Origin of the sequence: Treponema sp. OMZ 798, assembly GCF_024181385.1 — a bacterium.
Classification (GTDB): Bacteria; Spirochaetota; Spirochaetia; order Treponematales; family Treponemataceae; genus Treponema_B.
Genome location: NZ_CP051305.1, coordinates 979499 through 1005271 on the forward strand (window position 1 = coordinate 979499; position 25773 = coordinate 1005271).

Genomic DNA, 25773 nt, shown 5'->3' on the forward strand with positions numbered 1-25773 from the left:
AATTGCCTATGTATAATGAGGTTATCTAAGAAATAATTGCTAAGAAAATAGTGATGAAGTAAAGAAACATAAAACATAGGATTTATTGTATGAATTTTGAGGGTTGGTATTTTATTATTCTGTATGTACTATATTAAAAATCTAACACGCAGTTCAAGACTGACAAAATCCGCTCTGAAGAGCGGCCGGCTAAACGCCGGTACGTTTTGCAGCTTAACTGCACGTTAGCTGGACAGCACACTGCGATGCTATTGGAGGATTTAAAATGACAAAAGATGATTTCCTATATACATATGCAAAAGAAAGGTACGAATATGAACAAGAACGAAAAAACCAATTGAATGGTATGATTTCTATCCCGCTAGGATTAATATCTATTTTATTTGCTTGCTTGACTTATTTTTTTAAAAACATTCCACCGGCAGATAGCAATGCATGCCTATTAATAATATTTTATTCTTTTTTACTAGTATCAATAATAATATTGGCAGTCTGTATATATTTTTTTGTCATGCATCAAATCGGATATGATTATGCGTATATTCAAGATCCTAGCGTTATGCATAATTATCAAAGACAATTGTATGAGTATCATAAAAAAAATGGTTTCATAGCAGAACAAATAGATAGATTAGTAGAAAATGAGCTTATAGAAACATTATACGATTTTTATGTAAAGGGAAGTCAAAAAAATATAAAAAATAATGAAAAAAAAATAAAAACATATCGAAATCTAATTATGTCAATTATTATTAATATTGCATTATTTTCTTTCACATTTTTTCTTAGATTTCTGTTACCAGAAACAGTTTCTCCAGTCGTAAAAATAAATTCGGATAGACCTATAGTTTTCTCTGTTGATAATAAAATTCCTATCCAAATACAAAATCCAATTGTCATTGAAAATGAAATTCCTATTCCGATTGAGCAAAAGAATGGATATAAGGCAATAGACGCTATAACTGTAACTAATTTTGAAGATACTTGTTTTAAAGAACAAGAGTTAATAAATAATAATTTTAAGGAGTGAAAAATGAAAAATCAAAAAGAAAATGAAAATAACAAGAATAATGGAACTGGAAAAATTGAGAATGCCGCGAAAAAACCTGAGAGACCTCAGTTAAAGATGGTTAGAGAAGATTATAATCCTTTTGACGATTATATACAAGATAAAAAAGGAAAAAAAATTTCTAACGAAGAAAGAGGTAACAGCTAACACCCGCTTCAACCTGACATTGCGGACGAGCCGCAAATGCAGGTCAAGCGGTAGTTAGGTTGACAAGCTAACCGCTTGCGGAAAGACTTGTACTTAATCTGCAAATATATTAATTTGTATAGAAATTTATATATTAATAAAGTCTAAAACTGAAAATATAATTCTTAGATTTGCTAAGAATGAAAACAGCTTAATATATGCTAAAATAAAAAGTTAGCTATGGAGTTTATTTGAAATTTGTTAAATAAATAAAAGTTTCGTTTTTCATAATTTAAGCATATGCTTGACAATATATCCTTATAAATATATACTTTTGATAGGGATATTTTATGGGTAAAACTGTTATAAGTGAAAATCGTCGTTTTGAATGGGATGAAGAAAAGAATGAAATCAACTGTAAAAAACATGGTTTCGGGTTTGAAGAGATAACGGATGTCTTTGATGATCCATATTTTCTTGTCCGATATGATAAAAATCATTCTGTTGATGAAGAAAGATGGAATGGTATAGGTTGTATAAATGGAATGTTGGTTCTTGTAACTACTTTTACGGAACGTGAACGAATTAGAATTATTTCAGCTCAAAGAGCAGATAATGATTTGAAGGAGGTCTATTATGATTACATCAAAAAAATTAACGGCTGAACGAATTGCAGAAATTGAGAAATTCCCTATTACCTATGATGAAGATTCTCCGAAATTCTCAAAGGAAGAATTACAGGAATTTGTTCCGTATCATAAAGAGTATTTCGACATAACACCAAAAAAGGTATCAATTTCATTTAAAATTGATGCTGATATTCTTGCAATGATGAAGGCAACTGGTAAAGGTTATCAGACAAGAATAAACAAATGTCTTAGAGATGCTGTTTTCGAAGGTAGATTTTAACCTAACACCCGCTTCAACCTGACATTGCGGACAAGCCGCAAATGCAGGTTAAGCGAATGTTAGGTTGACCTGCCTAAAGGCAGGCAGGTGCGGAACCGACCTATAACATTTATTTCGATCTAAAAATAAATTTATAGGAGATTGTGATGGAGAAAGAAGATGATAAACTTGCTGAAAAACTTGCAGCAGGTACTGGAGCCGCATTGGGTGCTGGAGGTGCAATAGCAGGAGCTGGGGCTGCAATCACGGCAGCAGGTACTGGAGCAGGAGCAGCTGCAATAACATCAGGATTAGCTGCAGTAGGCGGTTCAATGTTGGGAGGAATTGCTCTTGTTGCGGCTGCCCCCGTAGCAGCTGCAGTTGGATTAGGAGCTGCAGGGTATGGAATTGCGAAATCCATAAAAAATAAAAAGAAATTGGAAGAGGAAAACAGAAAACTTAGAGAAGAACTCTCTAAAAGATAAGGTCATAGTTAAAAACTCAGGTTAGATTTTTACAGATGACTAGTGGGTATTTTATCAGCTTTTATTTATAAATGGCATATAAAATATGTAGTAAATTAAACCAAAGTGCAACCTTTAAAAACTTTAGTTTTTAGAGGTTGCCATAAAATTCATTATGAATGTATTATAATGGAAAAAGGAGGGAAATATGTCTGATGCAATGATAAATCTATCAAAAAAACAATCTTATCAAGTTCCATATGAAGTTTTGGAAAAAAGACTTGAATCCATTCCTGTTGAATTTCTTTCAGATGTTTCTGATTTTTTTGATTTACTGGATTACAAAATAAGTGTCATAAAATCTAAAGAGAAAGATAAACTCTCAACTGAAGCAGGAATGGATTTATTGAAACAAATTACAGGTTGTGTTTCTTCAGATATAACTATTGAAGATGCCAAATCAGAGTATTTTTCTAAAAAATATGAATCATAAGTATGAAAATATTAATTGATACAAATATTATTCTTGATATTGTTCAAAATAGAAAACAATTCTTTGATGCATCAAATCAAATTTTTAAAGATTGTATTTGTAAAAAACACGCCGGTTTTATTACAGCTCATTCAATTTCCGATGTATTCTTTATTTCCAGAAAATCTCATAATATTGAAAGCAGGAAAAGTATAATAAAACTACTTTGTAATTTTTTTACAATTTTATCAGAAAGAAAAGAAGATTTTCTTGCTTTTGTAGACAATGCAGACTGGAATGATTTGGAAGATGCACTTCAAATGAAATGCTCGGGAAATGCAAATCTGGATTATATCATTACACGAGATGGTGAAAATGGATTTAGGAATTCTCCTGTCAAAATAATTAGTCCGGAAGATTTCTTAAATCTAAAATAGAAATAATACCTAACACTCGCTTCAACCTGACATTGCGGACGAGCCGCAAAGCAGGTTAAGCGAATGTTAGATGGACATGCTGTCGCATGCAGAAGAAAATAATATGCGGATATAAAATCATTATGGAACATAATTCGGAAATTCTGTGTAAAAATTCAGAAAAAATTCATACAACTGAAATGGGTATTGAGCAAATAAAACGCAATCTTGATTTAAATACCCAAGATGTTGTTGAGTGGTGTAAAAATAAAATTCTTGATAAGAGAAGTTCAATAATCAGAAAAGGAAAAAATTGGTATATAAGTATTGAGGATATTGTGATAACTGTTAATGCATACAGTTATACAATAATTACAGCTCATAAGAAAAAAGCTATATGACAATAAAAGAATTCGAGAATAAATATTGGTACATGAGTGAACTCAAAGCATTAGCAAAATTACTTGAAATTCCTTTTCACACAAAAGTACGAAAGGATCAGCTTGAAGACATTATTATTCGATTTTTGGAAACAGGAACTGTAAACAAAAAGAATAGTTATCAGAGTAAAAGCCGGAATAAGGACATATTGAATAATCATAGTTATGTTGAAAATTTTAGCAACAAAAAAGAAACATGGGAATTCATAAATAGTGAAATGGATAGACGAGTTCGAGGATTAAAACCAAAATCAGGGGCGAAATATTGGCTTAATCGCTGGATTGAAAATAAACTTTCTAATTGCAAAAAAATAACATATAATGATGTCATTTGTGAATATATTCGTTTAAATAAAACTGAAGGAAAACTTCCGCAAATCCCGTCCTGTAAATTTAATAACTTTATAAGCGATTATTTAGCAAATGAAAAAAATGCAACACGAGAAGATGCTTTGCAAGCATGGAATAGGCTAAAAGATATGAAGGCAAAAAAAGATTATATAACATGGAAAAAGAATAAAAATACATAGAAAATTTCATCTAACACCCGCTTCAACCTGACATTACGGACGAGCCGCAAAGCAGGTTAAGCGAATGTTAGGTTGACCTGCCTACGGCAGGCAGGTGCGGAACCGACCTATAACATTTATTTCGACCAAAAAATAAATTTATAAAATCATAGGAGGATTTTATGAAATTATATTTTGTTAAGGTATGTAGTCTTGTAGCATTATTGTTTATAGGATGTAAATTGGAAAATCATGATGCGATAAATGCAAGTATTGGTATGGAAAATACTGAGAATTTATCGTTGCCTGAAATTACAGTATCTTATAAAACAGCACCTTCTGAAGTAAAAACATATTGTAATGAACTACTAGAAGCAGGGTGGGGCTGTGATATTTACAGACTTGATGAATTGGGAACGGGAACAATAGTTTCTTTTTCCTGTGCTGATAGTGATGTTTCATTTTATTATACATTAGATGGAACGGTTCCGACGAAGCAGAGTTTGAAATATACTAACCCATTTGAAATCATAACTATTTCGGAAATCCGTGTAAAAGCATTTAAAGATAATGCATCAAGTAAAGTTTCAAGTCTAAAGATAAATACTCCATATGGAAAAACTCAGTCGGAATTCAAAACACTTTTTGCAGGTGATGGGTTAGCTGGTATTTATATAATCTATGAAGCCTTAGATGACCATTCCGGGCCTAATTTTTTGAAACAACATTTCATATTAGACCTTGATGATGGTAATAGGCTATCAGGTGATGGGATACCAGGTGAAGGTATAATTACATTCGATAGTTACAATCAGAATAATTTTATGGATATGATTGGTACTACGGATATTTTTCAAAATAATATTTTTGAATCTCAAGGAAATTGGAAAGGTACTTTGTGGACAGGAGATTTATACAAAATAGATTGTATGAGTGATAATTATCATAAATGTATATGTTGTTCTGTTGGTGGGTAAGTGATTGATATATAAAAGAAATTACAAACATAACCTAACACCCGCTTCAACCTGACATTGCGGAGTAGCCGCAAAGCAGGTTAAGCGAATGTTAGGACGACACGCCTAAAGGCGTGCAAAATTTCAGGAGAATTAATGAATAAGTTTTCAAAAGTTACAGGATTAATTGCATTTTGGGTAGAATTAAGTTTAATTATTGCAATAATTCTTTTAATCTTTTTTCAAAAAAGTATTGCTGGAATATATTTCTCATCCTTAGATGAGTATAAAGATATATTTATTGTTCCATGGCAAGAAATTATTAAGAATTTTATTTTTTTATTTTTACTGGGAATTTTCTGTTTAAAAAGTAATTCAAATGAAAGAGTTTATGGAATTCTAATACTTTATTTTTATATTCTCATAACAATAATATTTGATAATCCTTTTTCGGCTTCTACCTCATTTATCGCTATGTCAAAGAAAGGGGTAAATTACCTTGCCTTTTTTTCTGCATTTAATTCTGCACAAAATTCCATTTTATATATATTTATTCTGATAAGAAATATTTCTTTTATTTTATCAGCGGGTAGTATGATTGTAAAAAACGAAAGCCGATATTTAGAGATAAAAAATGATGAAAACATTTCACGAAAAAGTAGAACTTCTTTAATACTTTATTCTGCATTTTTAGGTTTTTTAGGAATTGATAGATTTTATATAGGACGAACGGTAATAGGTATTGGAAAATTATTACTGGGATTGATTACTATTACGGAATTTTTCTTCGTTTTTCGCTATTGGTATTCACTTCTTCTTGTAGATAGAAGTGTGCTTATTATATTATTAGTAGGTTTTGTAGGTATGTCAGTGCTGGTAAATAGCATAGATTTCATTCTTGCAGCTCTTGGAAGAATGAAAGATTCTGAGAAAAAGTTAGTGAGAACTTGGTAGATTGTCCTAACACTCGCTTCAACCTGACATTGCGGAGTAGCCGCAAATGCAGGTTAAGCGAATGTTAGGTTGACAAGCTAATCGCTTGCGGAAAGACTTGTGCGGAACCGGCCTATAACATTTATTTCGATCTAAAAATAAATTTATAGGAGGCCAAGTATGGCATTTTGGGAAATGTTTGCAAATCAAGATTTTTATGATGGAAAAAAATGGCGGAATAAGGGTGAAAAGATTGAATTTACAACCCGTGGCGATCAAAGACCAACAGTCTTTGATATTTCTAAAGCAACTAGAGAAAAATATGGGAGAGATTTGAGTAATTATTTTAAGTTTCGTGATTAATTTTAGAAGATTATAATATTTTTTAAAATTTAATTATTTCTGCCACTTTTTTGATTTTAAGATAAATTAAAGTCAAAAAGTGGCAGTATAACTATATAAAATATTTTTTTATATAAAATAAAAATATATGTATTGAAAATATTGCAAAAAGTATGTATAATATATTATGACATTTGAATGGGATAAGAATAAAAATCAAATAAATATAAGAAAACATGGTGTTTCATTTGAAGAAGCTCAGGAAGCTTTTTTTGATAAAAATAGAGTTATATTATATGATGAAAGACATTCGGATAAAGAGAAAAGATATTTTTGTCTTGGTAAAGTTGAAGACAAAATATTGACGGTGCGTTTTACCTTACGTAATGAGAATATTAGGATAATAGGTGCCGGATATTGGCGAGAAGGAAAAAGAAGATATGAAGAAGAAAATAGAATACAGTGATGCTCCTAAACAAGTAGCTGAGTCAATATTGTTATCGGAAAGGATTGATGATTTTCTACCACCACCGGACAGATTAATAAGAAAATCTGAAAAAGTAAAAATTACGATAACGCTGGATAGTGAAAGTATTGCATTTTTTAAAGCTTCAGCAAAGAAAAATAATGTAAAATATCAAACAATGATAAATGAAATATTAAGCAAATATGCTGAAAGATATAGTTATACTATTTGATAATTATAAAAATAAACCTAACACCCGCTTCAACCTGACATTGCGGACGGAGCCGCAAATGCAGGTTAAGCGAATGTTAGGTTGACGCCTTTGGCGCAAAGGAGATAAAGTATGAAAGTATTTATATCATACGCTTGGACAAATCCTGAGTACACCTCAAAAATATTACTACTGGCTGAAAGATTAATGTCTGATGGAGTTGAAACAATTATTGACAAGTGGAATCTTTCTGCTGGTCAGGATAAATATGCATTTATGGAACAGATGATTCAAGATAGTAGTATCGACCATGTACTGATAATGCTTAATCGAGAATACAAACAAAAATCCGATGAGAGGAAAGGTGGAGTAGGAACTGAAGCACAGATTATTAGTTCAGATTTGTATAATAAAGTCGACCAAACTAAGTTTATTCCTATCGTAATTGAAAAAGACGATAATGGAAATGCGTACCTACCGATATATCTTAATAATAGAATTTACATTGATTTATCAGAAAATGAAAATTATGAGTATCGGTATGAAGAACTACTTAGATCAATTTATAAACGTCCTCAGTTTCAAAAACCTAAGCTTGGAACTGCACCTTTATGGATTTTTGAAGATAGAGAAAATATATCAAATATAAATATCAAAGAGAGAGAATTAATTGCTTCTATTGAAAAAAATGATAAAAGGAAGATCATAAAAACAAGAGACTATATAGAAGCAATACAAAGCGAGTTAGTTAATGCAGAAATTACTGAAGAATATGATGGTCAGAGTGATTTTGGAAAGGTTGCACTTGATTCATTTACTGCAATGACTCCTGTTAAAAATAGCTTATTAAATGTATTAAAAAACATAGCCATATATGATGAAAGTATAGAAACTTTCGATGAGTTTTTTCAATTTTTTAGAAATATTGAAAAATTTTATAGACCAAATACTAAAAAAAATAATTCATCATGGACACTGGGGCAATACGATAATTATGCATTATTTTTTTATGAACTTATAATAAGTTCAATGGCTATTCTATTAAAATTTAATAGGTATGATCTTGCAAATAAATTTTTAAGTAACGTTTTGATAAAAGATAATGCTACAAATTGGATGTATGGTGGGCTAGAAAAAAATATTGAAACCATTTATGATAAATTCGAAAGCTTACATATAATACCAGAATATTTTCAATCAATTACTGGTAAAAATTTTTTACAACCTGTTGTTGAAATACTAAAAAATCGAGTTTTTCCCAGTTTATATTTCTCAGATATCATAGAAGCAGACTTGGTCTTACATTACTATCGTACATTTACATCTAAATATAATCAATATTTTCCACGTTTTACTGTGTATTTAGGAGAATGCAAACTAACATTCCTTATCAACCTTATTTATAAAGATAAATCGAAGAGAGTTCTTACTGTTTTTGGTATTGATAATTTGGCTCTTCTGAAGGAAAAAATAGATAATGGCTATTTCCTTTATGATAAAGTATATACCGATTATTATAATAGAATTCCAAAGTTGACATCATTAATAGATCAAAAATTATGGGGAACTAAATAATTATGCCTAATATCTACTTCAAGTTTTTGACGTGAAACTTGAAGTAGATATTAACAGAACGATTTCCCACAAAAAGGAGAAAATATGGATTCAACAATAATTGGAGCATTAATTGGAGTCATAGGAATAATTATTGGTGTTTTACTGACTTACTCTATGTCAAAAGTAATGGTCTCAACGAAAAAGAAGTCTGAGTATTTCAAAAAAGTGCATTTAAAAATATTACCTATGGCTGAAATTTGGTTTATGGCAAAAACTCAATTTCGAGGCAGTTATGGTCTCAAAAGAGATTATGAAGAGTCGCAGTTTATTTCCTTTTTCAAATCAACTTTAGAAGAAAATATTGAAATTATTGAAGGTAATTTATACCAAGTTTATATTGATTTAAAATATATGGATTTTGTAGAAGATTTTTCTGGGTTTATAATGCATTTAGATGCAATCGAAAAATTAAATGTAGTTATTGATGAATTAATTAAAGAAAATAAAAAACTAAAAATTTGTAAAAATGAAATAATGGATAGATATAAAAAATTAAAAAATTCGGTAAATTTATGGATATGGTTTTCAAAAAACATTCATGAAGTCGCTGCCATAAATACAATTATGACAATGAAATGGAACTTCAAAATTCCAATTGATGAAATTTTTGCAGATTCATATTTTAATACGGTAATTAAGCCTCAAACCGATGAGAATAAAATACTTGAGTTATTTAAAAATAGATACTATAAAGAAGAGAAAGATAACCTAACACCCGCTTCAACCTGACATTGCGGACAAGGCCGCAAATGCAGGTTAAGCGAATGTTAGGTTGACGCCTGTCGGCGCGATTCGTATTAAAAATTTGGTTAGTTGACATTAAAATTTGTTTTTGTAAAATTATGGATATATTAGGGAGTAAATATGTATCATCCAAGATTCAAAGGCAATCATTATGCAATGGGGCAAAAACTAGGTTCTATATTAAAGCAAAGTAATGTTTCATTTCCGATAAATCTCGATTCATTTCAAAAGAAATTTGGAAAGGAAAGTGGTATAATTCTAAATGATATGTTTCCAGAGATAGTTGCAGAAATTAAAGGAATAACTGACCAAATAGGAATAGATAATGCTATATTTACATCTTGGTTAATGTGTATGGGGTGTTGTCTTGATGTATATGAAAATGAATCTACTGAGATACGAGGTTGTACTGCTTTTACTTTTATTCATGATGAAAAAGTTTACTATGCAAGAAATAATGATTTACCCCCATTTCTGGAACCAATCAGTAAAAGTATTTATTATAGACCTGAAAATGGAAATAGTTTTATTCTAAATACTTCTTCATTTGTTAATGGCGAAGAAGGTATTAATGAATATGGGTTGGTTGCAGCTATGACATTTGTAAAACCTATCATTGAAGAAATTAAGCCGGGAATAAATTCTGTTCTTATTGTTCGATTGGTATTAGAAAAATGTAAAACAGTAATTGAAGCCGTTAAATTTATTGAGGAATTACCTATTGCTTCAAGTTGTAACATTTTGCTTGCGGATAAATTGGGAGATATGGTTGTGCTTGAATGTCATCCGAAAAAAATCAATAAAAGAATGCCAACGATAAGTAGTATAAATGGTAAATATATTGTAACAGTAAATCATTTTACTTCAAAATCTATGTGGAAATATGATGAAAGTAATCGTGATATTTTTATGTCAGATGCTAGATTTAAAACAGTGAAGTTAGCATTTGATGCTTACAAAATTACGGATGCCGTTCAATATGCAAAAGATATACTCATGGGTAAGTATGGCTTTATGTGTCAATATCCAGATGATGGGAATTTTACTACAATATGGGCATCCTTAATGAATATTTCTGACGGTAATATATTAAGGGCTGAAGAACATCCTTTAAAGCGCAAGTTTGTGCCAGACAAGCGATTAAAAATGGATTTACACTGACAAGCACTTCAAGTTGACATTGCCTTTGGCATGAAAAGGGGAATAAATGAATATTAAAACAGCAATTATTGTTTCTTCAGTTTTATCGTTAATTGTGTTTGTTGCATTTGTAATTGGCGTGTTTTTTAGTGGGTTGACAATATTTTCTGGCAAGTATAATTATGATGCGCTATCAGCTTTAGCTACCTTATTTGCAGCAATATTTGGTCCATTAGTTTCATTAATCGCCGCATTCCTTTTCTATTCATCACTTCTCGCTCAGAAGGAATCAATTAAACTTCAAAGAGATGAGTTTTCTGAATTTGTTAAATCAAATGACTTTAATATTCAGAATATTAACTTTTCCTTGGTTTTAAAAGAAATTAAAGAGTTTAATACAGATTCAAGTCTTAGAGTAGAAAATCATTACTCATCAACAACTGATGAAATGCTCACAAAAATCGATCTTATAAATGAATTAAAATTGCATCTTATCAATCCAGGAAAAGCTATTAAAAGATCGGCAACAATCCTAGATGGAGATATTTACGAAACAAAAGAATTTATCCATTGTAATGTCGGAGATAAAATTTGGTATAAAGATCATAAGTGTGAGATTGTTCAAAGAAAAGAAAAAGAGATTAAAGAACTTGAAAGAATTGAAAGAAGATTCTGGATTATTTTTAGCACAATGTACTCTTTGATTAATACAAGTAATAACAAGGATATTTTTAGAAAAGTTTTTACCAGTATATTACCTTACGAATATTTTGAATATAGCATGGGCTTATTTGGTAAACGAGGCGGACATCCGGACAATCAGATTATTGTGGAATTGCTTGATTACTATAAACATGAGATAAGAAATTTGACCTAACACCCGCTTCAACCTGACATTGCGGAGTAGCCGCAAATGCAGGTTAAGCGAATGTTAGGTTGACAAGCTAACCGCTTGCGGAAAGACTTGTACTTAATCTGCAAATATATTAATTTGTATAGAAATTTATATATTAATAAAGTCTAAAACTGAAAATATAATTCTTAGATTTGCTAAGAATGAAAACAGCTTAATATATGCTAAAATAAAAAGTTAGCTATGGAGTTTATTTGAAATTTGTTAAATAAATAAAAGTTTCGTTTTTCATAATTTAAGCATATGCTTGACAATATATCCTTATAAATATATACTTTTGATAGGGATATTTTATGGGTAAAACTGTTATAAGTGAAAATCGTCGTTTTGAATGGGATGAAGAAAAGAATGAAATCAACTGTAAAAAACATGGTTTCGGGTTTGAAGAGATAACGGATGTCTTTGATGATCCATATTTTCTTGTCCGATATGATAAAAATCATTCTGTTGATGAAGAAAGATGGAATGGTATAGGTTGTATAAATGGAATGTTGGTTCTTGTAACTACTTTTACGGAACGTGAACGAATTAGAATTATTTCAGCTCAAAGAGCAGATAATGATTTGAAGGAGGTCTATTATGATTACATCAAAAAAATTAACGGCTGAACGAATTGCAGAAATTGAGAAATTCCCTATTACCTATGATGAAGATTCTCCGAAATTCTCAAAGGAAGAATTACAGGAATTTGTTCCGTATCATAAAGAGTATTTCGACATAACACCAAAAAAGGTATCAATTTCATTTAAAATTGATGCTGATATTCTTGCAATGATGAAGGCAACTGGTAAAGGTTATCAGACAAGAATAAACAAATGTCTTAGAGATGCTGTTTTCGAAGGTAGATTTTAACCTAACACCCGCTTCAACGCTGACAAACGGGACTGAGCCCGTTTGCAGGTTAAGCGGATGTTATGTGGACTGCCCTTCGGGCAGCAAAAGGAAGAATTTGTGAAAGTAAAAATAATGTTATTCTTTTTTACTATTACTCTTATTTCTTGTATAGAAAAATCTGCAAATGACTTATTTGAAAGTTTTGTGCAGAAAGAATCTAATGAAAAATATCTTGTATTAAAAACAGCTGATTTAAACCCTACGGAATCACTAGACGGTAATTACCTGAAAATAATAGAAAACCACGGCAATACAAATTATTTACTTGAAAAAGCCGAATCAATAAAAGAAACAAAATATTGTATTCCCAATTTGGTTTGTCCGATGACAGAGGGTGATATTGCTGTTTGTATGCTCATCGACATGTATCAAATGTCCGATAATTATTTTGAAACTGTAATGTATGAAAATATAAAAAGAAAAACGGATAGTGCTAAAGATTTTTGGGATTATATTCATGCTTCCGAAAATAATCGAAAAGAAATCATTCGGAAAATTACGGAATGGATTATGATTTATAAAAGTAGTGATTTATTATTACCTTGGACTGAAGACGAAATTATCAATCATCGCTTTGAACTTATATCGGATACTAAAATAGAAACTTTTGTATTTCATCAAACAGATGATGAAATACAGATAGTAGATTGTATTTATGATAAAAAAGATTCTTTTGTTACAGGTCCAATTGAATATTGGTGTATAGAAAACGGTTTACTTTGTATTTATCAGGATGAAAATATGCTTTTCAAGAAACGAATTATAATCGGTAAAATTCGAATTGATGAAGAAAAAGAGATTTTATATGCCTATAGAAATAATAAAAAGATTGAATATAAATATACAAAAAATAAAAGCACCTAACACTCGCTTCAACCTGACATTGCGGACGAGCCGCAAAGCAGGTTAAGCGAATGTTAGGTTGACCTGCCTACGGCAGGCAGGTGCGGAACCGACCTATAACATTTATTTCGATCTAAAAATAAATATTATAGGAGAAATTTTATGGACGAATTTGTAGAACGCCTTGCAGGTATAGGAATCCCAGCATTGATTTTTATAATCGTAATGAGTAGTACTGGTCTTGTAGGGGCCGCAGCAGTAACAGCGACATTGGCGTTACTTGGACCTGTTGGAATGATAGGTGGAGTTATAACATTAATAGTTATAGGAGCTGGTTCTTCAGTAATAGCCAAATATGGATATGAAGCTATTATTTCTGCAACTTGTAAAAAAATCATGGAAAAAGAACATCTTTCAAAAGATGATATGTGTGCAAGGATAGATTCATATTATATTACTAAAGGTTTACGAGAAAAAATAAAAGCAAAAATTAGAGAATCATAAGTTTTAAGTTTTCTCCCTATGATTATGTAAAAATTCATAGGGAGTTTTACTGTAAGAAAGTATTTTCTATCACGGCTTACGCATGAAAAAAAATAGCCGATATTTAAAGTATGAAAACATTAAAAGAATATTTTAACGAACTTAATGATAATCGTCAGTCGGGCAAAGTAAAACATCTAATCAGCGAAATATTGGTAATAGCACTGTGTGCTGTTTGTAGCGGAGTTCAAACTGTATTTGAAATAGGGGAATTTGCCGAAGTAAAAAAGGATTGGCTAAAAAATGAGGTAGGACTCTTGTTAGAAAATGGAGTTCCTTCGCACGACACCATAGGAAGAGTCCTTGCGATGATTAATCCCAAACAATTTCAAAGCCTTTTTATCTCGTGGATTGAACAATCCCTTAATATTCCAACAGGTTCATACATTCATATTGATGGAAAAACATTACGTGGAAGTGCAAGTGAACAAAGTAGAGGTATTCATTTGGTAAGTGCATTCGCTCACGAAGCGGGAGTTGTACTAGGACAAATAAAATGTGCTGAAAAATCGAATGAAATCACAGCAATTCCTGAACTCCTTAACCTTTTAAAACTAAAACACTCGATAATTACTATAGATGCCATGGGGTGTCAAAAAGAAATAGCAAAAGAAATCACAAAGAAAAAATGTGATTATGTATTGGCTCTAAAAGAAAATCAGCCGGCAGCGTATAATGATGTAAAAGATTATTTTTCTATAGAAGATAAAGACTTTCAAAACACACTTTTAAGATTTGAAACCTTGGATATAGGGCATGGCAGAGAAGAAAAAAGAGAATACTTTCTTTCAACTAATATAAACTGGTTTGCAGATAAGAATAAATGGGCAAATTTAAAGAGTTTTGGAATGGTCAAAAGCACTGTAAGGTGCAAAGGCAAACAATACAGTGAAAAGCGTTACTTTATTAGCAGCATAGAGGATATAAATGAGTTTGTAACAGCTGTAAGAACACATTGGACAATAGAAAACACTTTACACTGGTCGCTGGATGTAATATTTAGAGACGATGAATGTCAAATTCGAGAAAAAAATACTGCTGAAAACATAGCAATTTTAAGGAGGATTTGCTTTAATCGAATAAAAATGTATCAAAATGGTAAAACTCTGAAAAGGAAGAAAATGCTTTGTACTTTTGATGATTCATTTAGGTTTAATGTTTTATTTAGCTAAGGAATTCATGCGTAAGCCGTGATTTTCTATAGACATAAAGGTATTATTATGGTATAATAAGGTCACTAGGAGGTGCATATGCCGCAAATAGTACCAATTAGAGACTTAAAAAATACTAGTACGATTTCAAATCTTTGTCATGAAACAAATGAGCCGATTTTTATAACAAAAAATGGCTATGGTGATATGGTTATTATGAGTATGGAAACATATGAAAAAAATGCTTTTTTTAATGATCTTTATAGTAATTTGGAAGAAGCAGAAATGGATTTACAAAACGGCAGGGTTTCCGGTATTGATGAGGCCGTAGAGGAGATAAAAAATCGGTATGATTTATGATGTTCAAATCACTGATAAGGCAAAGAGAGATTTGAATGAAATTGTAAGATATATAAAAGAGATACTTGTAAATTCAAATGCTGCATCAAGTTTATTAGATGATTTTTTTAGACAAAAATCTTTTTTAACTGAAAATCCATATATGTTTCCTAGATGTTCTATTTTGAGATTGCATAAAAAAGGTTATCATCGTTTTATATTTAAGAATAATTATCTAGCATTATATTTAATTGATGAAGAGAAAAAGATAGTTACTATAATGCATATATTTTATGCAAAACGTGATTATGGAAAATTATTATAAAAACCTAACACTCGCTTCAACCTGACATTGCGGAGTAGCCGCAAATGCAGGTTAAGCGAATGTTATGTGGACTGCCGTCAATAACGGCAGCAAGTTTTAAGTAAAAAACAAACCATATAGCATATTTTTCCCCATAATAATTTGTGAAGGAAGATTATGCGAGATATTGAAAAATATGCACTGGATTATAGTGCAGATGGCTTTGAAGTTATTCAGGAAAGTTTTAGACGAAAAAAAATATTGGAAATTTTGAGGAGATATGAGCTGCAAGAAATATTAGATATAGGCACTGGCATGCAACCAGTTTTTACTGAGCTTGGAAATATAAAGTATAAAAAATATACCTGTATAGAGCCGAGTTTGCAATTATATGAAAATGCGAAACAAAAAGCAATTGGAAATAAAAAAATCGAATGTATAAATGATTTTTTTCCAAGTGAAAAAATGAATAATAAAAAGTATGACTTTATAATCTGTTCAAGTTTACTACATGAGATAGAAAATCAGGAGGAATTTCTAGAAGCAATAAAAAGAAATTGCAAAAAAGAGAGTAAAGTATATTTTTGTGTTCCCAATGCAAATTCTTTTCATAGAATTCTTGCAAAGAGAATGGGGATCATAAGAAATATTAATGAAAAAACGGAGCGCAATGTAGAGCTTCAGCAGAACAATGTGTTTGATGTAGATAGTCTTAAGGAAATGTTAGAAGATAAAGTTTTTTTTATAATGGAATGCGGAACATTTTTTATGAAGCCTTTTACCCATAAGCAGATGTATATGGCATTTAAAGAAAAAATAATAGATGAAAAAGTTTTAGAGGGATTATATAATTGTAGTGAAGAGTTTTCAAAGAATGGCTCAGAAATTTATATGATTGCTAAAGTAATCACATAACACTCGCTTCAACCTGACATTGCGGAGTAGCCGCAAATGCAGGTTAAGCGAATGTTATGTGGACGCCCGCACTGGGGCGCTTAATAGTAAAATGGAAATCAAAATATGGAAAATAAGAACAGACCAATAACGACATTGTTTATGCTGGTATCAGTTGATGGAAAAATAAGTACAGGCTCGACTGATGAACTTGATGTAGATAAAGATTTTCCTAAAATCAAAGGTTTAAAAGAAGGCCTGCATCAATACTATGAAATCGAACAAACTACTGATTTATGGTCTTTTAATACAGGTCGAGTTCAGGAAAAGATGGGAGCAAACAAAAATACTTTACCTCCAAAAACACCTGTTTCATTTGTTTTGCTAGATAATTCACATTTGGATGAGCGAGGAATAAAGTATTTTTGCGCCAAGTCAAAAGAATTTGTTCTTATGACATCTAACAAAAATCATCCAGCTTATTCAGTTAATGAGGAAAATTTTCATATATTGTATCAGGAAAAATTTTCTTTAAAGAATGGTCTTTACCAGTTAAAAAATGATTTTGGCTGTGAACGTCTTACCGTTCAAAGCGGAGGCACTGTGAATTCTATTTTTCTACGAGAAAAGCTGATTGATTTTGTAGACATAATTTTGGCTCCTGTCCTCATAGGCGGAAAAGATACATCCACACTTATAGACGGTAAATCCATAATGTCTGAAAAAGAGCTTGCATCATTAGGAGTATTGAAGTTATTGGAGTGTAAAACTTTAAGCAATTCATACATTCGTCTTAGATATAGGGTAATCAGCTGAAGTTTAGGGCTAAACAAGATAGCAGCAAACCCCGCTTTAATTGGAGGAAAATAAATGCCACACGTAGAAATCAAATGTTTTCCTGGAAGAACAGAAAATCAGAAGAAATTGTGTGCTAAAAAAATTTCAGAAGTATTCGCAGAAACATTAGGATGTAAAACTTCAAGCGTTTCAGTAGCAATTAAGGATGTCCCAGAAGAAAAATGGAAAGAAGAAGTTTGGAACAAATCAATTATTTCGGAAAAGGAATTTTTATATAAGAACCCAGAATATACATGTAACTGAAAATCTTACAAAATAAATAGTACGGTATAACAAAGGTTCGTAGCCGACAGCGGGTCGAGCCCGCTGCGGTACAACCAATTGTTAGACCGATGCCTCATGGCACAATTAACTGCAACTTTGAAAAAATAGGGTGCGTTTTTTATAAATTAAAGCATAAAACCAAAATTAATAGCTTAAATTTTTTTGGATAAAGTTGTATTATAATATCTACTTGGATAAGGAAAAGTAAACTTTTATCTGAGGATTTTATTAATTCTTATTTTCTGACAAAAAATTCAAAATATGGTATAATAGAGGGAGAGAGATGCTATGAAAGCAGAGATAAAGAAAGAATTGGATATTCTTGTTAATGCGATATGTAACAATATGAAAGTTAATGAAATTTACCTCTTCGGATCTTACGCATATGGAAAACCAACAAAAGATAGTGATTTTGATCTTTATGTTGTAATTCCTGATAATTCTGTCCGTCCATTGATAGCTATGCAAGAACTTGGACTTGCAATTTCATCATATCAAAAGCGCCCGGTGGATTTACTTGTTTCAAACAGTAGTTCCTTTAATAAAAGGAAAAACATTACTTCCTGTATAGAAAGTGAAGTTGTAAAAAAAGGAGTAAAACTATATGAATAATCCATCGGAAATTTCAAAAGAGTGGTATTCCTATGCAGAACGGGATTTAATTACTGCAAACCATCTTGTCAAGACTCTTCATCCTGTTCCGCTTGAAATTGTCTGTTATCATTGTCAACAGTCATCAGAAAAATTTTTAAAAGGCTATATTGCAGATTAAAATAAAGCCATTCAGAAAACTCATGATTTAAAATTGCTTGTAAACGAATGTATGCAGACAAAAGCGGAGTTTAAGACTATTGAACGGGAATGTGCTCGACTGACACCTTATGGAGTTCAGTCAAGATATCCATTTGCAATGGAAATTGAAGAAGAAGACATGAAAAAAGCATTAAATGATGCTAATAAGATAAAAGCATTTGTAAACAATATTTACAAATCGGATGAAAATAATCAAATATCTGAAGAGAATATCTGATAAAAAGACAGCCTCTAACTCATTTTGAAGGTTTTCTAAGTATTTTAAACTTGCTAAGAATATCAATGGAATATAAGACCTCCGGATGGTTTGGTATTTAGAATATAAAGCTGTTAATTTATATAAAATTTTAGCTTTTTATTTAAGAATGTATAGTACTAAAAAGCAAAGTAGTGTAAAATTAAAAGCATAATTGTTAATATAAGCGATTAAACAAAATAAAAGTGTCTAACACCCGCTTCAACCTGACATTGCGGACAAGCCGCAAATGCAGGTTAAGCGAATGTTATGCTCACATGCCACTGGTGTGGTTGAGAAAGAAAAAAGTAAGTGACTTTTGTCTCTTGTAAAAAAAAGTAATTTTAGAGGAGGATTAAATGATATTTAAAGAAATCAAAAAAGATTCAACATGGGTTGAAGTTGATTATATGGCAACATGGAAATATGGATATGATTTTATTCTGGATGCAGTTCAAGTTTTAATCGATATGGATTTCAGAGATAATACTCAAAAAGCAGCTACTTTTTTTATTGCCGGAGCCCCCGATAAAGATCATATCGAGGAATTAAGAAAATCCAACCTTAAAGTAAGAGAATGTCCTGTATTTCAAAAAGAATGTGGGGGAATTTCGATTGCAGGAAGCAGTTCATTTATGGAGGTCTTATTTCAAATTTGTTTCTTTAACCAGACTAATGTTATTAAATTGTTTTGTCCGATAAAAGAATACTTCGAAAAAAATGGTGATCGAGTCTTTGATAACTATCTTAATAGTATTGAAATAAAAGCATATTGTGCAGATACAGAAAGGAGAGTAAGAGAAGAATTGAAACCTAAATTAAAAAAAATAAAAACCACATAACACAGTTTTCAAATCCAAAAAACCGATCAAGGCTATTTGCGTTTTAAAATAATGTTATCTGGATTGCCCAATGGACAACGGAGGAAAAAAAATTAAATTAATTGTTTCAGGAATTCATTTTTATTCTCAGTTGGATGAAGAAGCTTTTGATTTTTGCTTAAACAATATTTCTAATAAATTTATTAAAATTGATTCAAAAATCATAATCCATATAGAAAGAAAATCCTTAAATATAGAAAAACTTAGAAATATTTTCGGCTTAAAAGCAAGGTATAACATTACGATTGAAAATATAGATGAATTAGTATACGAAAAAAATAAAGATTTTATATTAAATCCTAATAGTTATTGGTATAAATATTTTAATAAAAAACAATAGTTAAACAAGTCAAGCTTGCTGAGTAAAGGAATAAAAAAAAGGATTATATGTTTGAGTTGAATATACTTTGGGCACTTATGTGGCTCATGCAGGTGAAAAAAATGATAAAGAAGTATTTAAGCAAGGCTTTTATGGTTTCACCTTTGATAGTATTCATCTGAATACTTTATAAAATTCATTAAAATAAAGAACTATGTACAATTAATAACTGCTTTTGTTTATATTTTAATTTTTTATTTGTACAATAAATAGAATTTTCAAAATATTTGTAAGCAAAAATAATAATAAATTCTTGAATCAAAAAGTAAATATCTTATTTGATTATTTAAAAAATACAGTAAAACAAAAAAAGAAGGAAATTTTGAATCTTCTCAAACATATGAATCGGACTTTTTTAATTTAGTGAAAATAAATCAAAGAAATAAAATACATAACACAGCTTTCAAATCCAACAAACTGGTTAAGCGGTTTATGGGCTAAAATTATGTTATGTGCATAACAAAAGGCGTTGGAAAATATAAGTAAATGAATCTCACATTTGGAAATATAAGAAAGTCTAAAAAATTAAAATATTACTACACGGAAGATTTAGACGATATTGAATATTTGAAAAAACTGGAAGAGTATCATCTAACAATTGAAAATAATTTTTATAGTTCTTTTATAGAAATTGAAAATTATTTGCATGATTCAAAAATCAAAATTAAAAAAGAAGGTAATACGGTTATTTTAGATGTACATAGTTGTGATAATGATTTAAATGAACCAATAAACTTTCATATAATTTTTGAAGAAGCAAAAATTATATCCTGGAATTGTGTAAAAGAAAATGGACATATTTCACGATTAAACAAGAAGTATATTCCGACAGAATATGGTTATGAAGAATTTTATGAGGATAATGAAAAAAAATATGTATCAATTATCATGTTTGGTAAAAAAAATAAAAAAACTATCTATTATCCTTTTGTTACAATTCAGTTTCAAAAAATTAAAATAGAAAGATATGTAATTGGAATTAGGAATAAAAATTAATTATTATTATTATTATTATGAAAGGAGTACATTTTAATATGGTTATTGCTAGCTCAGAAAAGTGTAATTTAGTAAGTAGAGAAAAGGACGACTTTGAGTGGTATTGGTATTGGCTAAACAATGGTGATTGGAGAAATACTGATGCTCCATGGGAAATAACACATCCAAATGAAAAGGAAGAAATTAGAGAGTTATTTTTAAAAAGTATTGATGAGGAAAGAAATGGAATAAAAAGTAGAGTTTGGATTGAATCAAATAATACTAGAATAGGTAGTTTAAACGCCTATGGATTCAAAAAAGAAACTAAATCGATAAAAATTGGAATAGGAATATATGAATCGCAGTATCGAGGATTAGGAATAGCTCAATCTGCATTAAAACTTTGGATGAAGTATTTTTTTGAAAATTTAGATATTACTCGTCTTGAACTTGAGACTTATGATTTTAATAAACCGATGATTCGTGTGGCAGAGAAAATAGGATTAAAATTAGATAAGATTGAAATGAATATTAGAGAGTGGAATGATTTGATGGTTGATAAGTACTATTTTAGTATTAATAAAAATGAGTACAAATAAACATTTCTAATGGTTTATTAATACTATTATGACAATTATTACGGTGGTAATTACAAAAACCTCTGTAGAAATGCTAAAACCATTAAGAGTAAAAGTGGTAAAAATATTCAAACAGCATATTAGTGTTTCTGTGCTTATTAGTGCTGTTATATTTGGGTTGGGATATTTAATTTTTATAACAACAGGTATAAGCAGGAATTTGGTATTTCGAATAGTTATTTTTACAACAAACATTGTTTAACAAATAAACCATTAATTTTTACACCGACAAAATATTTCGACTTGATTGAAGAAAAAGTCTAACACTCGCTTTAATGCTAACGGTAAGGAGGTATGATACAATGACAATAACGATAATATCAACTCTTATGTTGATGATTTTTTATTTTCTTTTGTTGTATGGAGGGGGCGCTTTTGTTCAAAACAAGAAGTTTTTTTCTTCAGCGCCCAAAGAGGTTTATGATGCCGTTCCGGACAGAAAAGAACGATTTCACGGTGCCCATGTGATCGGTTGGGTTATAATTGTACTTGCTTTTCTTATCTTTTTGGGTGCATTTATACTTGGTGCATGGAATGGAATTCGTAATGATTTTAGCTTCATTGAGTTTTTTATAAGATTTCTAATCATGCTTTATGGGATGGAGACTTTCGATATTGTGTTTTTTGATTGGGTCCTTCTCTGTCATTCAAATTTCTTCCCTCATTTTTATCCGGAAGTTAAGGATATCGTCAGACCGCATTTGTTTGGATTTAATTGGAAAGCACATATTATTCATTACATTGTATATATTCCCATTTGTGCCGCTTTAGCGTGGATATGCACTCTGATATAACTCTAAGATAATAAATTAGAAAATATAAATTATGAAGTTAGATGTATAGCTTGTAACACCGGAAAGGAGTGGAAATGAAAAAACTATTTTTAATATTATTAATTTTAATTATAAATATTCCCTGTTTTTCGCAAGTGATAAATATAGATTATTTTCCAAAAAATAATGATATTGATAAGCAATATGAAATAGATATGCAATCTTGGAGTACTAATTATGAATGGCGGATTATTATTGGAAAATATTTATCTATTTGGAAAAGACAAATGTATTTGGAAATGGAAAGACTTATTTCAATCATTCCACATTTTGAAAAAGAAATAATAAAAAATCAAAAAAAATGGGAAGAAGCTATAGAACAGGATTTTAAATTAATAGCTGAAAATGTTGATCTCAATAAAATAGGACGAGAAGTATATATTGGTGAATATTGCACTGCAAGAATAGAACTTTATAGAAACAAAGCAATATATTATTTATGTCTTTATTACACAATCAAAGATCAGATATCAGAAGATAATTTATATACTGATATTAAAAAAGCTGAACTAGCAGAATAAATATTAACTTATTTAATCTTATTATTGTTTCAAAGATGAATTATGTTGCGGTTCGTGAAAAATTCATTCAGCTTGATATTATTTTTAAGCCGTAAAAGAAATCGGATAATATGAAATTGATTAATAGGATGTAAGCTCATGAAATATGATTTTAATTTTCTTGAAGATTATTTTAAAGATTACAATGTAACTATAAAAAAAGATGGCGATATATCTTTTAAAATTACTTTAGATCAAGAAGTTACAATATATTTTCAAAATGCAGAGAATGAAGATGATTCATTAATTGCGTTTGTAAATGGTGAGTGGCATTGTCATGATGATATAATTTTTTCCGGAAAAAACGGCTATTATATATCTTTAAATTATATTGATTTTATTTCAGAAATAATTGAAGGGAATGTATTAATTTGTTTATTATATTCAGCCGGAAAATTAAAAGATATTTTTCCTATTCATAAAAATTATTTTGATGAACTCGATTATATGGAATTTGGTGAAGGGTTAAGAATAAAAAAATTGAAAATAGAAAAAAAATTTGGAGAACTTAATTATGAGCAAGAGAATCGAAATATTAAATTCTTTTTATGATGATATCGATGAAGACTCTAGGTTGGACAGAAGTCGTCATGGACAATTGGAGTATATCACTACAATGAACTATATTCACCGATATGCAAAAGCCGGAGCGAAGATATTGGAAATTGGAGCCGGTACAGGCAGATATTCCATTACCTTGGCAAAGGAAGGATATAAGGTAACGGCTGTTGAGCTGGTAGGGAGCAATCTTGAGGTGCTGAGAAAAAACGGCAGCGGTATTAAAAATATCGTTTCTTATCAGGGGGATGCCTTAAATCTTGATAGATTTGAAGATAATAAATTTGACATTACATTATTATTCGGGCCGATGTATCATTTATATGATAAAAAAGATGTACACAAAGCATTGGATGAAGCAATTCGCGTTACAAAAAAAGGCGGAATAATTTTGACGGCTTTTCTTTCCGTATATGCCATTATGAACAACAATTACCTTAAAGAAACTCTTGCCGCAGGTATAAAGATGAACTTCGATGATGATTATAAAGTTAAACATTTTGAAGAACAGCTGTTTACAGGCTATGACATTACAGAATTTGAACAGCTTTTTGAATCTCATAAGACAAAGTATCTGACTACCGTTGCTGTAGACAATATTTTGGAATCGGCAGAAGGTAGAACCGATTTTAAAATGCAGGATAAAGATTTTGATTTATTTGTTAAGTATCACTTAGCGACATGTGAAAAACGGGAATTGCTTGGAGCTTCAAGTCATCTATTATATATATGCAAAAAAGAAGATTGAACTTATATGAAAATGAATAAATATTTTGCTATTTTAATAAAATCTTTTATCTCACTTATCATGCTGTTAATTTTTAGTGCTATAGGTTTATATATTTTTCTGAATATTTATATAAATTCAAAAGCAATAGAAATAAATTCGCTTCTATTAAAAAATGAATCTTTGGTTGAGTTATCTTCAGAACAAATAAAGATTGCTGCTTATATTTATACAAATGATAAAAATCCTAAATTTACAAAATTGCCGTTGATTGCAAATTTGCTTTCTTCAAAAAATAGAGTAGCATATATGATTGCAGAAACTTATTTTTGTTTAACCGATGAACGAGCAAAAAAACTAGGTCATATGGAACGGAGATTTATTATTTTAGGAACTAGAAGAAAAATTGAAAAAACTTTAGACTATAAAGAATGTTACAACTATCTTTATATAAAGTTATATTTTGGGAATGGAATTTATGGAATTAATAATGCATCTGAATTTTATTTTAAGAAAAACTATAAAGAATTAAACTGTGAAGAATTTGTAAAATTAACATTGATTACATTAAATCCTGTAATCTATGATTTAATAAATGGAAATCAAAAGAAAATTGAAAGAAAAGTTTCAGAAATATGTTCTAAATTGTAAAATAGACATGTAAGTATAAATAAATTTATGAAGGTATAAAATGAAAGATAGGCGTGTAGTTTTAAAGTATTTTGTTGTGATAAATTGGACTGATAGACAAAAGTACACTGAAATATTTAAAAAATTTATAAATGAGTTTAATAAGTTCCTACATAATAAAGAAATTGATATTATTGACAAATTTGAAATAAATTATAAAGTACAAAAAGATAATTTAGAAAAATTCAATAATGCAAAAGAAATTGTTGATGTTTTTGCTAGTAATGGACCCAAGAAAATATCTGTTATACTGGAAAATCCGGCTTTGAACCTTATTAAAAAAGATAGAGAAAAATATTTAATCGGTATTATTTTAGATTTTAAAGAAGGTATACCGGAATTTGATATACAGGAGATTACAAGATTCGTTGATGATATTTTTCATATTACATACGGGTACGGATTTTTTCCCGGTAAAAATCAAGATATAATTACGGAAAGTTTTATAAAACAAGGTTTATTCAGTGCTTCGATAAAAGGAAAGCAAAACGACTGTAAGGTGGATGAAAGCATTGCAATGGGGAATGTAAATAAATTTTATGAGTATAATTTTCTCAATAAACTACAAATAGACAAAAATACAATTTTAGACTATAAATCTATAGGAAATAATTTATTTTACTATAAAAACTGATTGATAGGATACGCTATGAATTATAAATTTATATTTTTACGGCACGGCAGATCA

39 protein-coding genes and 1 pseudogene are annotated in these 25773 nt (G+C 29.9%); all 40 read left to right on the forward strand.

All coding sequences use genetic code 11. The features are described from left to right. The first annotated feature begins 265 nt into the window (after positions 1-265). The 40 genes and pseudogenes from E4O07_RS04525 to E4O07_RS04720 all read left to right on the forward strand — a co-directional run bounded on the left by E4O07_RS04525 (position 266) and on the right by E4O07_RS04720 (position 25719). A complete protein-coding gene (locus E4O07_RS04525) occupies positions 266-1030 on the forward strand; it encodes a hypothetical protein (protein ID WP_253687621.1) in 765 nt (254 codons plus the stop codon). A gap of 3 nt (positions 1031-1033) precedes the next feature. After that, on the forward strand, positions 1034-1216 hold the full coding sequence (locus E4O07_RS04530; RefSeq protein WP_253687622.1) for a hypothetical protein: 183 nt from the start codon (positions 1034-1036) through the stop codon (positions 1214-1216). 329 nt (positions 1217-1545) lie between these two features. Further along, positions 1546-1860 (forward strand): BrnT family toxin, encoded by a 315-nt coding sequence (locus E4O07_RS04535; protein WP_253687623.1) that lies wholly within the window; start codon positions 1546-1548, stop codon positions 1858-1860. After that, positions 1832-2104 carry a BrnA antitoxin family protein gene (locus E4O07_RS04540; RefSeq protein WP_253687624.1) on the forward strand — a complete coding sequence of 91 codons (273 nt, stop codon included), beginning with the start codon at positions 1832-1834 and terminating at the stop codon, positions 2102-2104. The genes E4O07_RS04535 and E4O07_RS04540 overlap by 29 nt, the downstream gene beginning before the upstream one ends. Before the next feature lie 146 nt (positions 2105-2250). Then, positions 2251-2568, forward strand: a complete 318-nt coding sequence (locus tag E4O07_RS04545) for a hypothetical protein (RefSeq protein ID WP_253687592.1) — start codon at positions 2251-2253, stop codon at positions 2566-2568. A gap of 187 nt (positions 2569-2755) precedes the next feature. Beyond that, positions 2756-3040 (forward strand): hypothetical protein, encoded by a 285-nt coding sequence (locus tag E4O07_RS04550; protein ID WP_253687625.1) that lies wholly within the window; start codon positions 2756-2758, stop codon positions 3038-3040. Positions 3041-3042: 2 nt separating this feature from the next. Next, positions 3043-3456 (forward strand): type II toxin-antitoxin system VapC family toxin, encoded by a 414-nt coding sequence (locus tag E4O07_RS04555; RefSeq protein WP_253687594.1) that lies wholly within the window; start codon positions 3043-3045, stop codon positions 3454-3456. 122 nt (positions 3457-3578) lie between these two features. Beyond that, on the forward strand, positions 3579-3836 hold the full coding sequence (locus E4O07_RS04560; RefSeq protein WP_253687626.1) for a DUF3781 domain-containing protein: 258 nt from the start codon (positions 3579-3581) through the stop codon (positions 3834-3836). Then, complete coding sequence (locus E4O07_RS04565) at positions 3833-4405, forward strand: SAP domain-containing protein (RefSeq protein WP_253687627.1); 573 nt, start codon at positions 3833-3835, stop codon at positions 4403-4405. Before E4O07_RS04560 ends, E4O07_RS04565 begins: the two co-directional genes overlap by 4 nt. A 161-nt stretch (positions 4406-4566) precedes the next feature. Further along, a complete protein-coding gene (locus E4O07_RS04570; RefSeq protein WP_253687628.1) occupies positions 4567-5361 on the forward strand; it encodes a chitobiase/beta-hexosaminidase C-terminal domain-containing protein in 795 nt (264 codons plus the stop codon). Between the two features lie 135 nt (positions 5362-5496). Then, the gene (locus E4O07_RS04575; protein ID WP_253687629.1) at positions 5497-6294 is read left to right on the forward strand and encodes a TM2 domain-containing protein; all 798 of its coding nucleotides are present in this window, start codon (positions 5497-5499) and stop codon (positions 6292-6294) included. Positions 6295-6453: 159 nt separating this feature from the next. After that, the gene (locus tag E4O07_RS04580) at positions 6454-6636 is read left to right on the forward strand and encodes a hypothetical protein (protein WP_253687630.1); all 183 of its coding nucleotides are present in this window, start codon (positions 6454-6456) and stop codon (positions 6634-6636) included. A 166-nt stretch (positions 6637-6802) separates the two neighbouring features. Continuing rightward, positions 6803-7081 (forward strand): BrnT family toxin, encoded by a 279-nt coding sequence (locus E4O07_RS04585; protein ID WP_253679545.1) that lies wholly within the window; start codon positions 6803-6805, stop codon positions 7079-7081. Next, positions 7023-7313, forward strand: coding sequence for a BrnA antitoxin family protein (locus E4O07_RS04590; protein ID WP_371921951.1), 291 nt, complete (start codon positions 7023-7025; stop codon positions 7311-7313). The genes E4O07_RS04585 and E4O07_RS04590 overlap by 59 nt, the downstream gene beginning before the upstream one ends. Before the next feature lie 111 nt (positions 7314-7424). Then, entirely contained in the window at positions 7425-8867 is a 1443-nt protein-coding gene (locus E4O07_RS04595) for an SEFIR domain-containing protein (RefSeq protein ID WP_253687632.1), read from the forward strand. Positions 8868-8951: 84 nt separating this feature from the next. After that, positions 8952-9638 carry a hypothetical protein gene (locus tag E4O07_RS04600; RefSeq protein WP_253687633.1) on the forward strand — a complete coding sequence of 229 codons (687 nt, stop codon included), beginning with the start codon at positions 8952-8954 and terminating at the stop codon, positions 9636-9638. 135 nt (positions 9639-9773) lie between these two features. Next, complete coding sequence (locus E4O07_RS04605; RefSeq protein WP_253687634.1) at positions 9774-10814, forward strand: C45 family autoproteolytic acyltransferase/hydrolase; 1041 nt, start codon at positions 9774-9776, stop codon at positions 10812-10814. Between the two features lie 46 nt (positions 10815-10860). Further along, positions 10861-11670, forward strand: coding sequence for a hypothetical protein (locus E4O07_RS04610; RefSeq protein WP_253687635.1), 810 nt, complete (start codon positions 10861-10863; stop codon positions 11668-11670). A gap of 329 nt (positions 11671-11999) precedes the next feature. Next, positions 12000-12314 (forward strand): BrnT family toxin, encoded by a 315-nt coding sequence (locus E4O07_RS04615; protein WP_253687623.1) that lies wholly within the window; start codon positions 12000-12002, stop codon positions 12312-12314. Continuing rightward, positions 12286-12558 (forward strand): BrnA antitoxin family protein, encoded by a 273-nt coding sequence (locus tag E4O07_RS04620; protein WP_253687624.1) that lies wholly within the window; start codon positions 12286-12288, stop codon positions 12556-12558. Before E4O07_RS04615 ends, E4O07_RS04620 begins: the two co-directional genes overlap by 29 nt. Positions 12559-12657: 99 nt before the next feature. Further along, the gene (locus tag E4O07_RS04625) at positions 12658-13464 is read left to right on the forward strand and encodes a hypothetical protein (protein WP_253687636.1); all 807 of its coding nucleotides are present in this window, start codon (positions 12658-12660) and stop codon (positions 13462-13464) included. 141 nt (positions 13465-13605) lie between these two features. Then, the gene (locus tag E4O07_RS04630) at positions 13606-13947 is read left to right on the forward strand and encodes a hypothetical protein (RefSeq protein ID WP_253687637.1); all 342 of its coding nucleotides are present in this window, start codon (positions 13606-13608) and stop codon (positions 13945-13947) included. Positions 13948-14057: 110 nt separating this feature from the next. Beyond that, entirely contained in the window at positions 14058-15158 is a 1101-nt protein-coding gene (locus E4O07_RS04635; RefSeq protein WP_253730588.1) for an ISAs1 family transposase, read from the forward strand. A gap of 72 nt (positions 15159-15230) precedes the next feature. After that, a complete protein-coding gene (locus tag E4O07_RS04640) occupies positions 15231-15497 on the forward strand; it encodes a type II toxin-antitoxin system Phd/YefM family antitoxin (RefSeq protein ID WP_371921952.1) in 267 nt (88 codons plus the stop codon). Continuing rightward, complete coding sequence (locus E4O07_RS04645; protein ID WP_253687640.1) at positions 15487-15801, forward strand: type II toxin-antitoxin system RelE/ParE family toxin; 315 nt, start codon at positions 15487-15489, stop codon at positions 15799-15801. Before E4O07_RS04640 ends, E4O07_RS04645 begins: the two co-directional genes overlap by 11 nt. Before the next feature lie 156 nt (positions 15802-15957). Then, positions 15958-16695, forward strand: coding sequence for a class I SAM-dependent methyltransferase (locus E4O07_RS04650; RefSeq protein WP_253687595.1), 738 nt, complete (start codon positions 15958-15960; stop codon positions 16693-16695). A 105-nt stretch (positions 16696-16800) separates the two neighbouring features. Further along, positions 16801-17490, forward strand: coding sequence for a dihydrofolate reductase family protein (locus tag E4O07_RS04655; RefSeq protein WP_253687641.1), 690 nt, complete (start codon positions 16801-16803; stop codon positions 17488-17490). A gap of 54 nt (positions 17491-17544) precedes the next feature. Beyond that, a complete protein-coding gene (locus E4O07_RS04660; RefSeq protein ID WP_253687642.1) occupies positions 17545-17775 on the forward strand; it encodes a tautomerase family protein in 231 nt (76 codons plus the stop codon). 309 nt (positions 17776-18084) lie between these two features. Beyond that, complete coding sequence (locus tag E4O07_RS04665) at positions 18085-18408, forward strand: nucleotidyltransferase domain-containing protein (RefSeq protein WP_253687643.1); 324 nt, start codon at positions 18085-18087, stop codon at positions 18406-18408. Beyond that, positions 18401-18826: pseudogene (locus E4O07_RS04670) on the forward strand (HEPN domain-containing protein). The gene E4O07_RS04665 and the pseudogene E4O07_RS04670 overlap by 8 nt, the downstream one beginning before the upstream one ends. 377 nt (positions 18827-19203) lie before the next feature. Beyond that, a complete protein-coding gene (locus E4O07_RS04675) occupies positions 19204-19686 on the forward strand; it encodes a hypothetical protein (RefSeq protein ID WP_253687644.1) in 483 nt (160 codons plus the stop codon). Positions 19687-19756: 70 nt separating this feature from the next. Beyond that, positions 19757-20065, forward strand: a complete 309-nt coding sequence (locus E4O07_RS04680; protein WP_253687645.1) for a hypothetical protein — start codon at positions 19757-19759, stop codon at positions 20063-20065. A gap of 525 nt (positions 20066-20590) precedes the next feature. Then, positions 20591-21100 carry a hypothetical protein gene (locus E4O07_RS04685; RefSeq protein WP_253687646.1) on the forward strand — a complete coding sequence of 170 codons (510 nt, stop codon included), beginning with the start codon at positions 20591-20593 and terminating at the stop codon, positions 21098-21100. 17 nt (positions 21101-21117) lie between these two features. Then, on the forward strand, positions 21118-21678 hold the full coding sequence (locus tag E4O07_RS04690) for a GNAT family N-acetyltransferase (RefSeq protein WP_253687647.1): 561 nt from the start codon (positions 21118-21120) through the stop codon (positions 21676-21678). Between the two features lie 341 nt (positions 21679-22019). Then, complete coding sequence (locus E4O07_RS04695) at positions 22020-22511, forward strand: hypothetical protein (protein ID WP_253687648.1); 492 nt, start codon at positions 22020-22022, stop codon at positions 22509-22511. 74 nt (positions 22512-22585) lie between these two features. Further along, positions 22586-23071, forward strand: a complete 486-nt coding sequence (locus E4O07_RS04700) for a hypothetical protein (protein WP_253687649.1) — start codon at positions 22586-22588, stop codon at positions 23069-23071. A 138-nt stretch (positions 23072-23209) separates the two neighbouring features. Continuing rightward, positions 23210-23662, forward strand: a complete 453-nt coding sequence (locus tag E4O07_RS04705; RefSeq protein ID WP_253687650.1) for a hypothetical protein — start codon at positions 23210-23212, stop codon at positions 23660-23662. Next, positions 23625-24416: a class I SAM-dependent methyltransferase gene (locus tag E4O07_RS04710; RefSeq protein ID WP_253687651.1), complete on the forward strand. Its 792-nt coding sequence runs from the start codon at positions 23625-23627 to the stop codon at positions 24414-24416. Before E4O07_RS04705 ends, E4O07_RS04710 begins: the two co-directional genes overlap by 38 nt. Before the next feature lie 12 nt (positions 24417-24428). Continuing rightward, positions 24429-25046 carry a transglycosylase domain-containing protein gene (locus tag E4O07_RS04715; protein ID WP_253687652.1) on the forward strand — a complete coding sequence of 206 codons (618 nt, stop codon included), beginning with the start codon at positions 24429-24431 and terminating at the stop codon, positions 25044-25046. 40 nt (positions 25047-25086) lie between these two features. Further along, positions 25087-25719, forward strand: a complete 633-nt coding sequence (locus E4O07_RS04720; RefSeq protein ID WP_253687653.1) for a hypothetical protein — start codon at positions 25087-25089, stop codon at positions 25717-25719. The last annotated feature ends 54 nt before the right edge of the window (positions 25720-25773 follow it).

Coding starts and splice junctions, on each gene's coding strand:
- E4O07_RS04525 (WP_253687621.1), top strand. CDS start 266: ATGACAAAAGATGATTTCCTATATACATATGCAAAAGAAAGGTACGAA.
- E4O07_RS04530 (WP_253687622.1), top strand. CDS start 1,034: ATGAAAAATCAAAAAGAAAATGAAAATAACAAGAATAATGGAACTGGA.
- E4O07_RS04535 (WP_253687623.1), top strand. CDS start 1,546: ATGGGTAAAACTGTTATAAGTGAAAATCGTCGTTTTGAATGGGATGAA.
- E4O07_RS04540 (WP_253687624.1), top strand. CDS start 1,832: ATGATTACATCAAAAAAATTAACGGCTGAACGAATTGCAGAAATTGAG.
- E4O07_RS04545 (WP_253687592.1), top strand. CDS start 2,251: ATGGAGAAAGAAGATGATAAACTTGCTGAAAAACTTGCAGCAGGTACT.
- E4O07_RS04550 (WP_253687625.1), top strand. CDS start 2,756: ATGTCTGATGCAATGATAAATCTATCAAAAAAACAATCTTATCAAGTT.
- E4O07_RS04555 (WP_253687594.1), top strand. CDS start 3,043: ATGAAAATATTAATTGATACAAATATTATTCTTGATATTGTTCAAAAT.
- E4O07_RS04560 (WP_253687626.1), top strand. CDS start 3,579: ATGGAACATAATTCGGAAATTCTGTGTAAAAATTCAGAAAAAATTCAT.
- E4O07_RS04565 (WP_253687627.1), top strand. CDS start 3,833: ATGACAATAAAAGAATTCGAGAATAAATATTGGTACATGAGTGAACTC.
- E4O07_RS04570 (WP_253687628.1), top strand. CDS start 4,567: ATGAAATTATATTTTGTTAAGGTATGTAGTCTTGTAGCATTATTGTTT.
- E4O07_RS04575 (WP_253687629.1), top strand. CDS start 5,497: ATGAATAAGTTTTCAAAAGTTACAGGATTAATTGCATTTTGGGTAGAA.
- E4O07_RS04580 (WP_253687630.1), top strand. CDS start 6,454: ATGGCATTTTGGGAAATGTTTGCAAATCAAGATTTTTATGATGGAAAA.
- E4O07_RS04585 (WP_253679545.1), top strand. CDS start 6,803: ATGACATTTGAATGGGATAAGAATAAAAATCAAATAAATATAAGAAAA.
- E4O07_RS04595 (WP_253687632.1), top strand. CDS start 7,425: ATGAAAGTATTTATATCATACGCTTGGACAAATCCTGAGTACACCTCA.
- E4O07_RS04600 (WP_253687633.1), top strand. CDS start 8,952: ATGGATTCAACAATAATTGGAGCATTAATTGGAGTCATAGGAATAATT.
- E4O07_RS04605 (WP_253687634.1), top strand. CDS start 9,774: ATGTATCATCCAAGATTCAAAGGCAATCATTATGCAATGGGGCAAAAA.
- E4O07_RS04610 (WP_253687635.1), top strand. CDS start 10,861: ATGAATATTAAAACAGCAATTATTGTTTCTTCAGTTTTATCGTTAATT.
- E4O07_RS04615 (WP_253687623.1), top strand. CDS start 12,000: ATGGGTAAAACTGTTATAAGTGAAAATCGTCGTTTTGAATGGGATGAA.
- E4O07_RS04620 (WP_253687624.1), top strand. CDS start 12,286: ATGATTACATCAAAAAAATTAACGGCTGAACGAATTGCAGAAATTGAG.
- E4O07_RS04630 (WP_253687637.1), top strand. CDS start 13,606: ATGGACGAATTTGTAGAACGCCTTGCAGGTATAGGAATCCCAGCATTG.
- E4O07_RS04635 (WP_253730588.1), top strand. CDS start 14,058: ATGAAAACATTAAAAGAATATTTTAACGAACTTAATGATAATCGTCAG.
- E4O07_RS04645 (WP_253687640.1), top strand. CDS start 15,487: ATGATTTATGATGTTCAAATCACTGATAAGGCAAAGAGAGATTTGAAT.
- E4O07_RS04650 (WP_253687595.1), top strand. CDS start 15,958: ATGCGAGATATTGAAAAATATGCACTGGATTATAGTGCAGATGGCTTT.
- E4O07_RS04655 (WP_253687641.1), top strand. CDS start 16,801: ATGGAAAATAAGAACAGACCAATAACGACATTGTTTATGCTGGTATCA.
- E4O07_RS04660 (WP_253687642.1), top strand. CDS start 17,545: ATGCCACACGTAGAAATCAAATGTTTTCCTGGAAGAACAGAAAATCAG.
- E4O07_RS04665 (WP_253687643.1), top strand. CDS start 18,085: ATGAAAGCAGAGATAAAGAAAGAATTGGATATTCTTGTTAATGCGATA.
- E4O07_RS04675 (WP_253687644.1), top strand. CDS start 19,204: ATGATATTTAAAGAAATCAAAAAAGATTCAACATGGGTTGAAGTTGAT.
- E4O07_RS04680 (WP_253687645.1), top strand. CDS start 19,757: ATGGACAACGGAGGAAAAAAAATTAAATTAATTGTTTCAGGAATTCAT.
- E4O07_RS04685 (WP_253687646.1), top strand. CDS start 20,591: ATGAATCTCACATTTGGAAATATAAGAAAGTCTAAAAAATTAAAATAT.
- E4O07_RS04690 (WP_253687647.1), top strand. CDS start 21,118: ATGAAAGGAGTACATTTTAATATGGTTATTGCTAGCTCAGAAAAGTGT.
- E4O07_RS04695 (WP_253687648.1), top strand. CDS start 22,020: ATGACAATAACGATAATATCAACTCTTATGTTGATGATTTTTTATTTT.
- E4O07_RS04700 (WP_253687649.1), top strand. CDS start 22,586: ATGAAAAAACTATTTTTAATATTATTAATTTTAATTATAAATATTCCC.
- E4O07_RS04705 (WP_253687650.1), top strand. CDS start 23,210: ATGAAATATGATTTTAATTTTCTTGAAGATTATTTTAAAGATTACAAT.
- E4O07_RS04710 (WP_253687651.1), top strand. CDS start 23,625: ATGAGCAAGAGAATCGAAATATTAAATTCTTTTTATGATGATATCGAT.
- E4O07_RS04715 (WP_253687652.1), top strand. CDS start 24,429: ATGAATAAATATTTTGCTATTTTAATAAAATCTTTTATCTCACTTATC.
- E4O07_RS04720 (WP_253687653.1), top strand. CDS start 25,087: ATGAAAGATAGGCGTGTAGTTTTAAAGTATTTTGTTGTGATAAATTGG.